The sequence below is a fragment of the Nocardioides marmoriginsengisoli genome, from assembly GCF_003725695.1.
GTDB lineage: Bacteria > Actinomycetota > Actinomycetes > Propionibacteriales > Nocardioidaceae > Marmoricola > Marmoricola marmoriginsengisoli.
On sequence record NZ_RJSE01000003.1, the window covers coordinates 658,102 to 670,548 of the forward strand.

At 71.1% G+C, this 12,447-nt stretch carries 13 protein-coding genes; 5 read left to right on the forward strand and 8 right to left on the reverse strand.

From position 1 onward, the window contains the following. Positions 1 to 13: 13 nt before the first annotated feature. The 3 genes from pcrA to EFK50_RS05180 are packed head-to-tail and all read right to left on the reverse strand — an operon-like array spanning position 14 to position 4,193. On the reverse strand, positions 14 to 2,482 hold the full coding sequence (gene pcrA / locus EFK50_RS05170; RefSeq protein WP_123226454.1) for a DNA helicase PcrA: 2,469 nt from the start codon (positions 2,480 to 2,482) through the stop codon (positions 14 to 16). 47 nt (positions 2,483 to 2,529) lie between these two features. Next, positions 2,530 to 3,069: a DUF4234 domain-containing protein gene (locus tag EFK50_RS05175; protein ID WP_123226455.1), complete on the reverse strand. Its 540-nt coding sequence runs from the start codon at positions 3,067 to 3,069 to the stop codon at positions 2,530 to 2,532. Further along, on the reverse strand, positions 3,066 to 4,193 hold the full coding sequence (locus EFK50_RS05180; protein ID WP_221177269.1) for an MBL fold metallo-hydrolase: 1,128 nt from the start codon (positions 4,191 to 4,193) through the stop codon (positions 3,066 to 3,068). Before EFK50_RS05180 ends, EFK50_RS05175 begins: the two co-directional genes overlap by 4 nt. A 91-nt stretch (positions 4,194 to 4,284) precedes the next feature. Between EFK50_RS05180 and EFK50_RS05185 the strand changes: the two genes are divergently transcribed. From EFK50_RS05185 to EFK50_RS05200, 4 genes are all read left to right on the forward strand, one after another. Further along, positions 4,285 to 4,674: a DUF2237 family protein gene (locus EFK50_RS05185; RefSeq protein WP_123226456.1), complete on the forward strand. Its 390-nt coding sequence runs from the start codon at positions 4,285 to 4,287 to the stop codon at positions 4,672 to 4,674. A gap of 9 nt (positions 4,675 to 4,683) precedes the next feature. Beyond that, positions 4,684 to 5,346, forward strand: a complete 663-nt coding sequence (locus EFK50_RS05190) for a hypothetical protein (RefSeq protein ID WP_123226457.1) — start codon at positions 4,684 to 4,686, stop codon at positions 5,344 to 5,346. Between the two features lie 90 nt (positions 5,347 to 5,436). Further along, on the forward strand, positions 5,437 to 5,814 hold the full coding sequence (locus tag EFK50_RS05195) for a YciI family protein (RefSeq protein WP_123226458.1): 378 nt from the start codon (positions 5,437 to 5,439) through the stop codon (positions 5,812 to 5,814). Positions 5,815 to 5,843: 29 nt separating this feature from the next. Next, positions 5,844 to 7,118: an RNA polymerase sigma factor gene (locus EFK50_RS05200; RefSeq protein WP_123226459.1), complete on the forward strand. Its 1,275-nt coding sequence runs from the start codon at positions 5,844 to 5,846 to the stop codon at positions 7,116 to 7,118. On the opposite strand, the gene EFK50_RS05205 is transcribed toward EFK50_RS05200, so the two are convergent. Genes EFK50_RS05205 through EFK50_RS05220 form a run of 4 tightly spaced genes read right to left on the reverse strand, consistent with a single transcriptional unit; the run spans position 7,071 to position 10,310 of the window. Continuing rightward, complete coding sequence (locus tag EFK50_RS05205) at positions 7,071 to 7,349, reverse strand: hypothetical protein (RefSeq protein ID WP_123226460.1); 279 nt, start codon at positions 7,347 to 7,349, stop codon at positions 7,071 to 7,073. The genes EFK50_RS05200 and EFK50_RS05205 overlap by 48 nt on opposite strands. A 42-nt stretch (positions 7,350 to 7,391) precedes the next feature. Continuing rightward, on the reverse strand, positions 7,392 to 7,775 hold the full coding sequence (locus EFK50_RS05210; RefSeq protein WP_123226461.1) for a VOC family protein: 384 nt from the start codon (positions 7,773 to 7,775) through the stop codon (positions 7,392 to 7,394). 25 nt (positions 7,776 to 7,800) lie between these two features. Beyond that, positions 7,801 to 8,280 (reverse strand): hypothetical protein, encoded by a 480-nt coding sequence (locus EFK50_RS05215; protein WP_123226462.1) that lies wholly within the window; start codon positions 8,278 to 8,280, stop codon positions 7,801 to 7,803. After that, positions 8,277 to 10,310 (reverse strand): Eco57I restriction-modification methylase domain-containing protein, encoded by a 2,034-nt coding sequence (locus tag EFK50_RS05220; RefSeq protein ID WP_183407689.1) that lies wholly within the window; start codon positions 10,308 to 10,310, stop codon positions 8,277 to 8,279. Before EFK50_RS05220 ends, EFK50_RS05215 begins: the two co-directional genes overlap by 4 nt. A 78-nt stretch (positions 10,311 to 10,388) precedes the next feature. Here EFK50_RS05220 and EFK50_RS05225 point away from each other — a divergent pair, with 78 nt between their 5' ends. Then, positions 10,389 to 11,153, forward strand: a complete 765-nt coding sequence (locus tag EFK50_RS05225) for an enoyl-CoA hydratase-related protein (protein WP_123226464.1) — start codon at positions 10,389 to 10,391, stop codon at positions 11,151 to 11,153. Between the two features lie 5 nt (positions 11,154 to 11,158). Here the strand turns inward: EFK50_RS05225 and EFK50_RS05230 are convergent, their stop codons facing one another. Further along, positions 11,159 to 12,430 carry an HNH endonuclease signature motif containing protein gene (locus EFK50_RS05230; protein WP_246004053.1) on the reverse strand — a complete coding sequence of 424 codons (1,272 nt, stop codon included), beginning with the start codon at positions 12,428 to 12,430 and terminating at the stop codon, positions 11,159 to 11,161. Positions 12,431 to 12,447 lie beyond the last annotated feature (17 nt).

The window sequence follows — 12,447 nt, forward strand, 5'->3', positions numbered from 1 at the left end:
CACCGTCCGTCGGCTACAACTTCTCCACCGGCGCGTACCGCAGCAGCAACCGCTTCACCCCGTCGGCGCCGAAGTCGATGCTCGCGACCGCCTTCTCCGCCACCCCCTCGACGCTGACGACCGTGCCCAGCCCGAAGGTGTCGTGGGTAACCCGGTCACCCGGGTCGAGGTTCGGGATGTCCCGCGCCGCCATCGCCTTCTTGGACGCGTCCGCGCTGGCGGTCGCGCTGGAGAACCGGCTCGCCATCTGCTGGCGACCGCGGCCGGTCAGCTGCCCGGAGTACGCGGCCCCTGAGCCCCTGCCGAGGTCCTGACGTACCCAGCTCGTCTGCTCGGCCGCCGTACGCCGCCAGTCGACCAGGTCGACCGGCAGCTCGTCGATGAACCGGGACGCCGGGTTGTGCGACGGGGCGCCCCAGGCGGAGCGGACGATCGCGCGGGAGACGTAGAGCCGCTGGCGGGCCCGGGTGAGGCCGACGTACGCGAGCCGGCGCTCCTCCTCCAGCTCGGGCTTGTCGCCCAGGGACCGCATGTGCGGGAACACGCCGTCCTCGAGCCCGGTCAGGAAGACGACCGGGAACTCCAGGCCCTTGGCGGTGTGCAGCGTCATCATCGTGACCATCCCGGGGGCCTCCTCCCCCTCGGGCGCGTCCGGGATCTGGTCGGAGTCGGCCACCAGCGAGACCCGTTCCAGGAAGTCGATCAGCCCCGGCGCGGGCGCGTCCCCGGGCTCGGCGTCCGGGTCGGCGTCCGCCGGGTCGGCACTCGGCCCGAGCTGGGGGTCGTCGGCGAACTCGCGCGCGACCGCGACCAGCTCGGCGAGGTTCTCGACCCGGGTCTCGTCCTGCGGGTCGTCCGACTCCTCGAGCTCCTTGAGGTAGCCGCTGGTGGTCAGCGCCTGCTCCAGGACGACGTCGACCCGCTCCCCCGCCTCGACCATCTGCTGGAGCTGCTCGATGATCTCGACGAAGGCAGTGATCGCGTTCAGCGACCGGCTGGCGATCCCGGGCGCCTCGGCGGCGCGCTGCAGCCCCTCCCAGAAGGTGATCCGCTCCCGGCTCGCGAACGCGTCCACGCACGCCTCGGCCCGGTCGCCGATCCCCCGCTTCGGGGTGTTCAGGATCCGGCGCAGCGAGACCTGGTCGGCCGGGTTCACCAGGGTCCGCAGGTAGGCAAGGGCGTCGCGGACCTCCTTGCGCTCGTAGAACCGGACGCCGCCGACGACCTTGTAGGGCATCCCGACCCGGATGAAGACCTCTTCGAAGACCCGGGACTGGGCGTTGGTCCGGTAGAAGACCGCCACGTCGCCCGCGCGGGCCTCCCCCTCGTCGGTGAGCTTGTCGATCTCCTCGGCGACGAACCGGGCCTCGTCGCGCTCGTCGTCGCCGACGTACCCGACGATCTTGGCGCCGTCCCCGGCGTCGCTCCACAGCCGCTTCGGGGTCCGGCCCTGGTTGTTGCCGATCACCGAGTTCGCCGCGGTGAGGATGGTCTGGGTCGAGCGGTAGTTCTGCTCCAGCAGCACCGTCTCCGCGTTCGGGAAGTCCTGCTCGAAGTCCATGATGTTGCGGATGTTGGCGCCGCGGAAGGCGTAGATCGACTGGTCCGCGTCGCCGACCACCATCAGCTCGGCGCCCGGCACCCGCTCACCGGGCTCGTCGGGCAGGTCCTCCATGGCGTTGCCGCAGAGCTCGTGGATCAGCGCGTACTGCGCGTGGTTGGTGTCCTGGTACTCGTCGACGAGCACGTGCCGGAACCGGCGGCGCCAGTTCTCCCGCACCTCCCGGAACGTCCGGAACAGCACCACCGTCATCATCAGCAGGTCGTCGAAGTCGAGCGCGTTGGCCTGCCGCAACCGGTCCTGGTAGACCTTGTAGGCCTCGGCGTAGGTGCGCTCCTGGTCGTTCTCCGCGTCCCGCGCCGCCTCGTCCGCGTCCTGCAGCTCGTTCTTGGCGTTCGAGATCCAGTTCAGGATCGCCCGCGGCTGGTAGCGCTTGACGTCCAGGTCCAGGTCGCGGCAGACCAGCGTCATCAGCCGCTTGGAGTCGGCGGCGTCGTAGATCGTGAAGTTCGACTTGAAGCCGAGGTTGGCCGATTCCTTGCGCAGGATCCGGACGCACGCGGAGTGGAAGGTGCTGACCCACATGATCTTGGCGCGGCCGCCGACCAGCTCCTCGACGCGCTCGCGCATCTCGGCGGCGGCCTTGTTGGTGAAGGTGATCGCCAGCACCGATCCCGGGTGCGCGTTGCGCTCCGAGATCAGCCAGGCGATCCGCCGGGTCAGCACCCGGGTCTTCCCGGAGCCGGCACCGGCAACGACCAGCAGCGGCGCGCCCTCGTGGACGACGGCGCGCCACTGCGGTTCGTTCAAGCCCTCAAGCAGCTCGTCCCGGCTCGGACGCCGCCGCTTCTGCGACTGCTCGGGCGGGACGTCCGCGGCTTCGACGGACGGGAGGCCGGGGATCGGAAACTGCATGCTCATGTCAGGCCAACCCTACGCAAGCGCAAGGACAGTTCCGAGCCGGCTGCTCAGCCTTGGGCGCCGAGCGACTTCCAGTAGTCGTTGAGCGCGCCGTTGGTCTTCACGAACCAGACGATCGGCAGCACCAGCAGCAACATGCCGGGGAAGTACCAGAGTCCGGTGATCGCCGAGACCGGCTTCGCCTGACCGCGACGCTCGTAGAGCTTGCCGACCTCGTCGGAGGTCAGGAACGCGGCCACCGGCGAGATCAGGAACGCGATGATGAACGCGATCGGACCGCCGAGGCCCTGACCGGTGTGGTTCTTCATCTCGTCATGGGTCTTCCACCACCAGACGTACCCGTAGATCCCCAGGGTGACGATGAACAGCAGGATCGAGGTACCGGTCGACCGGACCTTGCCGATCTGGCCGTAGCCGGGGGCGCCGTACGCGACCGGCGGAGCGCCGTACGGGTTGACCGGAACGGCGCCGTACGGCGGCGGGGGCGGGACCTGACCGGGCGCCGGTGCGCCGTACGCCGGCGGCGGCGGCTGCGGCGCGGTCGGGTCGGAGGGAGGGTCGATCGGCGGCGGGGTCTGATCTGTCATGCAGGCAATCTAGTGCCGTTCGCCGCCGCCTGTCGCCACCAGCGGTCCGCCGGCACGCTCGCGGCGTCGAAGCGCTCGCCGGGACGCGGCAGAGCCAGCCGGACGCCGCGCTCCTCCGCCTCGGTCGCCAGCCACTCCACGGGTGCGGACCAGGCGTGGAAGGCCAGGTCGAAGGTGCCCCAGTGGATCGGCAGCAGCAGCTCGCCGTCGACGTCGAGGTGGGTCTGCACCGCTTCGGCCGGGTTCATGTGGATATCGGACCAGCGGGCGTCGTACGCGCCGATCGGCAGCACGGTCAGGTCGAACGGTCCGTGCGCCTCCCCGATGTCGGCGAAGGCCGGCGTGTAGCCGGTGTCCCCGCCGAAGAAGACCGCGCGCCGGGAGTCGCCCGCACCGGCCGCCACGACCCACGAGGACCAGAGGGTCTTGTTGCGGGTGAAGCCGCGGCCGGAGAAGTGCCGGGCCTCGGTGCAGGTCAGCACCAGGTCGTCCAGCCGGTAGGACTCGTCCCAGTCCAGCTCGACGATCCGGTCCTCCGGCACACCCCAGGCGCGCAGATGCGCACCGATGCCGAGCGGTACGACGATCGGCATCGTCTGGTTCTCCACCAGCCAGTCGATCGTGGCGGTGTCGAGGTGGTCGTAGTGGTCGTGCGAGATCAGCACCGCGGACAGCTCCGGGAGCTCGGCCAGCTGCATCGGGACCGGGTGGCTGCGCTTCGGGCCGACGGTGGCGGACGGCGACACCCGGTCGCTCCAGACCGGGTCGGTGAGGACCCAGTGCCCGCCGACCTCGAGCAGCACCGTGGCGTGCCCGAGCCAGGTCGCGGCGAGGTCGGCCGCGGTGGCCGGAAGCTCCGGGGTGACCAGCGGCACTGCCCGGGCCGGCCGCCCGATGTCGCCCTTGCGGGCGAAGTCGACCGCCATCGAGCCCTGGTTGCCGGTCTCCAGCATCGCCGAGGGCAGCCGGTTCTGGAACGAACCGTCCCGCCACTGCGGGCTGTCGAAACCGGTCGGGTTCGCGCCCATGGAGCGACGCAGTCCCCGGGTCGCGTTGGTGACCGGGGAGACGAGGACGGCGGTCGCACCCACGACTGCGGCCAGGAACGGAAGTTTGCGGCTCACGTCTCCATAATGCCCCCCGGCCGGTAGGCATTCCCCGCCACCGTGATTGACGGGACACCAAACGTCAGGCGAACTCTGGCAGGCTCGTCCTATGGCTGAACGCAACGTGCTGGGCGGACCGCTGGAACCGTGCGGGACCGATCCGGTGACCGGGTTCCACCGCGACGGCACCTGTACCTGCGGTCCCGAGGACGTCGGGCTGCACGCGGTCTGCGCGGTGATGACCGCCGAGTTCCTGGAGCACCAGAAGGCCGTCGGCAACGATCTCTCCACCCCGCACCCGGAATGGCGCTTCCCGGGTCTGGTCCCCGGCGACCGCTGGTGCGTGGTGACGGTGCGCTGGCAGCAGGCCTACGCCGACGGGGTGGCTGCGCCGGTCGTGCTGGCCGCCACCAGCGAGCGCGCCCTCGAGCTGGTCCCGCTGACCTGGCTGCAGGAGCACTCCGTCGACGTGCCGGACGATCTCGGCACCTTGGGCTAGTTTTCGCAGGTGACCAAGCTCATCGCCGCCCTGCACGGACCCAAGGCCGCAACGGCGCTGCACGACCCTGCCCTGCACCGGCGCCTCGCAGGCGCCGGAGCGACCGCGCTCCAGGTGAACGTCGACGACGCCGCGGTGGCCCCGGCGATGCGGTTCGGGCCCGGCGAGCCGATCACCGGGTTCGTCACGGTCTGGACCGACGACGCCGACGCCACCCTCGCGGTGCTGGCCGGCCTCGCCGAGGACCCGCACGTCTACCGGGTCACCGAGCGCCGGCCGGTCGAGCCGCCGGTGGTGACGCCCGGCGTACGGGCCGACGCGCTCGCGAACATCGCCGTCCTGCGCCGTCCCGAGGGGATGAGCCGCGAGCGGTACCTGGAGATCTGGCTCGGCGACCACACCGCCATCGCCTCGGAGACGCAGCACACCTTCGGCTACATCCAGAACGTCGTCGAGGAGGCGCTGACCCCGGGCGCGCCGGAGATCTCCGCGATCGTCGAGGAGCTGTTCCTGATGGCCGGGATGACCGACGTGCACGCGTTCTACGGCAGCGGCGGTGACGACGCCGAGCTCGACCGGCGGATCACCCGGCTGATGACCAGCGTGGCCCGGTTCGGTGCCGGAGACGGGCTGGACCTGGTGCCGACGAGCAGGTATCTCTACGAGGTCTGAAGAAATGTTTGGGAGCGATGTCGAAAGGCGCATGACCCGTTCGACGGATGGTCAGAACAGCAACCCCACCAACCAGAAGGACTGATCAACATGCCTCGTTTCATGGGTTTCGTGAAGATGGAAGAGGGCATCGGAGCGCCGCCGCAGGCACTTTTCGACGCCATGGACACCTACATCGGTGAGCAGGCCGCCAAGGGGACGTTCCTCGACGGTGGTGGCCTCTACGGCACCGAGGACGCGGTGAACTTCGTCGTCCGCAAGGGCGAGACCACCCGGGTCGACGGTCCGTACGCCGAGGCCAAGGAGGTCGTCGGCGGGTTCGCGATCCTGCAGTACGACAGCCTCGAGGAGGCCATCGCCGGTCAGCAGGAGTTCGCCGACCTGCACGCGAAGTACTGGCCGGAGTGCTCGATGGTCGCGACCCTGCGGCAGATCTCGGACGAGGCGCCCGAGGCTGCTGACGCCTGACGCACCGGTGGTGGTCCTACGCTGGCTCCGTGCCTGCAGAGACCACAACCGCTGACGCGATCACCGCCGCGTGGCGGGCCGAATCGGCCCGCCTCGTCGGCGCCCTCACCCGGATGACCCGGGACGTCGAGCTGGCCGAGGACCTGGCCCAGGACGCCCTGGTCGCCGCCCTGGAGCAGTGGCCCGCGGCGGGGGTGCCGAGCAACCCCGCAGCCTGGTTGATGACCACCGCGAAGCGGCGTGGCATCGACCACTTCCGGCGCGCGGACACGCTGCGCAAGAAGACCGACGTGCTGCGCCACGACCTCAGGGAGGAGGACGGCATGCCCGACCTCGACTCCCAGGTCGACTTCATCGAGGACGACGTCCTCCGGCTGATCTTCCTGTCCTGCCACCCGAACCTGACCCCGGAGTCCCGCGCGGCGCTCACCCTGCGCCTGGTCGGCGGTCTGACCACCGCCGAGATCGCCCGCGGGTTCCTGACCAGCGAGTCGACGATGGGGCAGCGGGTCTCGCGGGCGAAGAAGAGCCTCGCCGAGGCCAAGGCGGAGTTCGAGCTCCCGGTCGGCGAGGAGCGACTGCGCCGCCTGGACGACGTGATGGCCGTGATCTACCTGATCTTCAACGAGGGGTACACCGCCACCGCCGGCAACGACTGGATGCGCCCGGAGCTGACCAACGAGGCGATCCGGCTGGCCCGGATGCTGGCCGAGCTGATGCCCGAGGTGACCGAGACGCACGGCCTGCAGGCGCTCCTGGAGCTGCAGGCGTCCCGGACCGCGGCCCGGACCGGGGCGGACGGCCGGGCGATCCTGCTGGAGGACCAGGACCGTGCGCTCTGGGACCAGCTGCTGATCCGCCGTGGCCTCGCCGCCCTGGAACGCGCCGAGCTGCTCGCGGCGCGCGGGGCCGCCGTCGGCAAGTACTACCTGCAGGCCGCGATCGCGTCCCGGCACGCCCGCGCGCAGACACCGGAGGAGACGGACTGGCGCGCGATCGCGATCCTGTACGACGTCCTGGCCCAGGCCGCGCCAGGCCCGATCGTCGAGATCAACCGAGCGGTCGCGCACGGACGCGCGTTCGACCCCGGCGCCGGGCTCGCCGTCCTCGAGGAGCTGCCCGCGGACGCGCTGCCCGGATCGCACCTGGTGCCGAGCGTCCGCGGCGACCTGCTCTCCCGGGCCGGACGGCACGCCGAGGCGGCCGAGGCGTTCCAGGCGGCGGCGGCGCTCACCAGGAACACCAGCGAGCAGGAGCTACTGCTGGCCCGGGCAGCAGCCAGCGTCCGGGCAATCCCGACCTGAGGCCGCCATCACCCCGCGGCGGCTGCGCCAGGACATCACCGACCCGAGCGAGGTCCCGGACAGCGCAGACAGGGCGCTGAGGAATGACCCGATCGAGAGCACCGAACCGAACGACCCGATCGACCCGATCGACGCGAACGAGCCGATGCTGCCGATCGAGAGGATCGAGCCCTTCGAGTGGATGGACAGGATCGAGCCGTCGGACTTGTAGGAGAGGAGACTTCCTGCCATGCGTCGATTGTGCCCCAGAGGGTGCCCCAGAACGGGGTGACCTCAGAGGTTCTGGTGCATGCAGAGCACGTTGCCGTGCGGGTCCCGGAACCAGGCGGCCTTCTCGCTCGCCATCACGCAGACGTGGTCGACGGTCTTGAGGTCGGGGAGGTCGTAGTCGTCGAAGGCGACACCGCGGCCCTCGAGCGCTGCGACCTCGGCCTCGATGTCGGCCACCTCGAAGCTCAGCGCGGTGCTCGGCGACGGCTCCTGGTCAGGACGGGGCAGCAACACCAGCTGGGCGCCGCTGGCCAGTCGGTAGAGCAGGCTCTGCTCGCTGTTGGTTCCTTCGTAGGGAAGGCCGAGACGGTCGGAGTAGAACTCGCGGGCGCGATCGGGATCGCTGATCGGAAGCATGACGGCGACGCTGCTACTGGTGAGGGACATCTCGGACTCCTTCGGTTCTCCCCTACTAGGAAGCGTGCTCCTGGCTGCCGCCGGGCGCAAGACTCCCGGCCCGCTCCGGGAGCACGAACTCCTCCAGCGTCCGGCGGTGCGCCCGGTGCACCGGCCACTGCCGTCCGCCGATCTCGTCGGCGGCGCGCTGCAGGAACCGCCCCCAGGCCCGGTCGCTGACGGTCCACGGCCCGACTCCCGTCCGCGACATCAGCAGCGCGACCGAGCCGCCTCCGTCCGGGCCGCCTCCGCCCGGCCCGTCGAGGATGTTGCGGCAGAGGGTGACCAGGTCGTCGCTGCTCATGTCGTACGGCCCGTCCGGGACGTCGTCGATCGTGATCACCGGCCCGGCCGGGCGACCCGCGGGGTCGATGAAGAGCAGCCACAGCGCCCGGAACCGGAACGGCTCCGGCTCCAGGTAGGAGTCCCAGCGTGCGGTGAGCGCGGCGTCGGAGTCGATCGGCTGCTGGTCGTAGGGCGGGCGTCGAATGCTCATCGGAGAATCTTGGAGCGGAACGCGGCCCGCTCGCTGGCGCAATCCACAAGGGCCGACCTGATCCCGGCAGGATCGGTCATCCCGGTCAGCCCGTGGACGGCGAGCACCGCGGCATCCACCTCCGTGATCGCGCGCCTGATCCGCTCGATCGACGTGGCAGCACGGTCGGCGCCGTGCACCCGGTTGAGGACCTCGGTGACGCCGACCCCGAGCTCGTCCCGGGCGGCGGACATCGCCGCGGCCAGTTCCTCCCCGGGCCCGCGGACAGAGGCGATCGAGTCGGGGAACGGGTAGGTCCGCAGCAGCCGCGACGGGTTGTAGCGATGGCTCTGGTTCAGCCGCGACCCCCCTTCCTCCGTCGCCCAGATCCGGTGCGGCGTCGAGGCGAGGAATCCGTAGACGGCGCGGTCGTCGGTCGGGTAGACGATCGCGCCGTTGCTGAAGACCGGACCGGTACCGACCAGCACCGGCCAGGTGTACTTCGCGTGCTTCGAGAACGCGATCACCTCCGAGAAGCCGGCCAGCTCGTCGTACAGGCGGTCGACGCGGTTGAGGAACGTCCACCAGCGGCCGGCGAGCTGCGGGTACTTGCCGAGCTGCCCGTCGCGCTCGGTCCGGACGGCGCGGAGCCGGCGCGCGATCGGCGGGATCGCGAGCAGGTCGTCCAGGTCCGCCCCGGCCAGGTCGAGCACGCACCGGGAACTGGAAGGTCCGGGCGTGGAGACCAGGTCGTCGCCGCTGAGGTACTCCCGGATCCAGCGTTCCGCCCGGGAGTCCTCACCGATCATCGCGGCGGCTTCGTCCCGGGTCAGCAGCAACGACTTGCCCAGGACGATCGAGGCCTGGAAGCCGTGCGGCATCCACGGCGGCGGGCCTGCTGATCGCGACGCGTCCCGCGCACGCGTCGCCGGGATCCGGTCGACCGGTACGCCGTCCAGCAACGGCCGGCCGGCCGGGATCCGGGAGAGCCACGTCAACGCGATCCGGACACCGGCGTCCGAGGGCCACGGGCGCGAGGTCTCCGCGCGGTAGCAGGCAAAGCCCTCCTCGAAGGCGCGAGCCAGGCCGAACCGGTAGTTGTCGCCGGACCAGATCGCCGCCGGCAGCACCAGCCCGATCGTCGCGGTGGAGAGCCGTCGCGCCCGAGCGAGGAAGAAGATCGCCAGGTCGGAGCGCCCGGACTCCCCGTCGAGCAGCGACCCGGCCAGGTGGTCGCGGAGCTCGCGGCCGAGCGCGCCCCGGATGCCCTTGACCCCGAGGAACGGCGGGTTGCCGACGACGGCGTCGAACCCGGCCGGTGCCAGCGCCGCCCAGTCCACCGGCGTTCCCAGGCGATCGTCGTCCAGCAGCGCGTTCCCCACCACCAGGTGCTCGTCGAGGAACGAGAGCGGCAGGTCCGGATCGCCGACCAGCAACCAGAGCGAGAGCCGGCCGACCTCCACTGCGAGCGCATCGATGTCGGCGCCGTACAGGCAGGTCGAGACGATCTGGCGCAGCGACGGCGCACCGTCACGGCCGCCCAGGTCTCGCGCCGCCGCGAGCAGGAAGGCGCCGGAGCCCGCGGCGATGTCGGCGACCCGGAGATCGAGGATCGCCCGCGGGCCGGCGACGAGCGGGGCCAAGGCGTGCCGGACGACCTCAGCGGCCAGGTCGGGCGGGGTGTAGTGCGCACCGGCGTGCTTGCGACCGGCCGTCGCGACGACCTCCAGCCGACCGCGGTCGTCCCGACGGCAGGTGAGACCGAGCAGGCTCTCGTAGAGGCGGCCGAGGTCATCGATCTCGGCGCACGCCGGGGCGGACGGGGCCGGCAGCGCGCCGTACCGGTCCGGCGCGAACAGCAGGCTCCCCTCGTACGACGCCGGCACCGTCCCGCGCCGCTCCGCGAGATCGACGAAGGCCGCGCGCAGGAGTGCCGCCACCGCGGCCCGGAAGATCTCACCAGGATCGACGTCGCCACCCGGAGCCCCACTAGAGATCCCGCAGTCCTCCCACGCCGCGATCAGCTCGACGATCGCCGCGGACGGTTCCATGCCCGGCAGCATAGGAGAGGTCGGCGGCATCGGAGGGCCAGGCGCATCGTGCCGTACCGCGTTGCCTAGTCTGACCCGGTGACTACCGACGAGCTCCAGGTCCAGCGGCGCGACGGCGTGGTCGAGGTGGTCTTCAACCGCCCCGAGCGCCGCAACGCGTTCACCAGCGCCATGTACGCCGGGATGCGCGAGCTCTGCGACGAGCTGAGCACGGACACCTCGACACGCGTGCTGGTCCTCCGCGGCGCCGGTGGCAAGGCGTTCGCCGCCGGCAACGAGATTTCGGACTTCCTCGACCGGGACGCGGTGGCCTACGAGGAGAGTATCCGCGAGCTGCTGGTCGCCCTCTTCGAGCTCCCCCAGGTCACGATCGCGGCCGTCGAGGGCGTCTGCGTCGGCGGCGGCCTGGCCGTCGCCACCCACTGCGACCTCCGGATCGCCACCCCGGAGTCACGGTTCGGCTACCCGATCGCCCGGACCCTGGGCAACGCCCTGTCAGCGTCGATCGTCTACCGGTGCGCCACCGTGTTCGGCGAGTCCCTCACCCGCGAGATGCTGCTGACCTCCCGGCTGACCTCGGCCGACCGTGCCTACGCAGTCGGCGCGGTCATGGCCGTGGTCGCGGACCTCGACGCCGAGGTGAACGCCGTCGTCGACGGGCTCCTGCACGCCTCCGGAGTCACCCTGCGCGCCACCAAGGCCCAGCTGACCGCCCGCGCCACCCTGCTCGAGGCGGAGCCCGACTCCGACAAGGAACTGCTCGCCGAGGTGTACACCGGCACTGACTTCGCCGAGGGCGTCCGCGCATTCCTCGCCAAGGAGAAGCCCGCCTTCGGGAGCTGACACGCCTAGGTCCTCCGGTGGAAGCCGACATCGCCGTTCGCCTCCTCGGTCGTCTCGTACCGGGAATCGTGAGCTCGGTGGTGGTGGAAGCTGCAGAGCAGTCGCCCGTCGGCGAGGTCCGTGGACCCGCCGGCGGACCAGGGATGTCGGTGATGGGCCTCGCACCAGGGCGCCGGGACGGTGCACCCCCGTGCCCGGCATCGGCGGTCCCGCAGGCGCATCGCCTTGCGTTGCGCTGGTGAGAACAACCGTGAGCTTCGCCCCAGGTCCAAGATCTCCGACCTTGCGCCGAGAACCACCGGGACGACCTTCGCCGTGCACGCCAACCGACGAGCCTGCGACGCACTGATCCGCTCGTCATCGGCACCGATGACGTCCGCCGCGGCCAGCTCGCTGCGCAACGCCTCCAGCGTGACACTCACGAAGACCGTCGTCGCGTCGCCGCCGTGCAGCGGTGACCGCTGCGGGTCGATCGCCTCGAGCAATGCGCAGAAGGCCTGCCCGCGCTTGCGGTCCGGCGAGATCCGGTCGCGCTCGACGCCGCCACTCCCCTCCCGGCCAGCGCCGGGAACAGCGTCCTGGCGGGGCGACGTGAAGGCGTCGAGACAGGTCCGCAGCCGGTGCGCCACCACGTCCGGGACGATCGCCTCGATCCGGGTCCGTCCGTCCCCGGCCGGCCGGAACCGGAGCGACGCGACGTCCCGCGCGCGGGACTCCTCGGCCTCCAGCTCTCGCGCTTCCTGAGCCTCACCGACCTCCGGGGCGACCACGTCCAGGATCCTGCGACCCAGCACCCGCAGCTGCTTGGGGGCGAACTGACCGGCCAGCGCGATCAGGTGCTCCTCAGCACGTGCCACGATCTCCGGGTCCAGTCCCGGTGGCAGAGCGTCCAACGCGTCCGCGATCACCCGGGCCTGCCCGCGGTTCACGGCACCGTGCGCCCACGCATCCCCGACCCGCACCCAGCGCCGCACTGCCTCCCCCAGCCGCAGATCTGCCTGCCGCGGGCCCGGATCGGTCAAAGCCCGGTGCGCCAACCACGCGCCCGCATCCCGAGCCCCGTCCACGGCCGCCACATCGTCGGAGGCGGCCAGCAACCGGCACCGCAGGGACGCCATCAGGTCGTCGACCGCGGCCATCTCCAGCAGCGCCTCCGCTTTGTCCTGCGCGCTCAGGAACTCGACCGGCACGTCCGCCACGTCCTTCAGGGCCTGGGTGCAAACGGCAGCGCAGACCCGGACCGGATGGACCGACAGATCTGGATCCTGGTGATCCATGCTCACGAGCGCCTCCC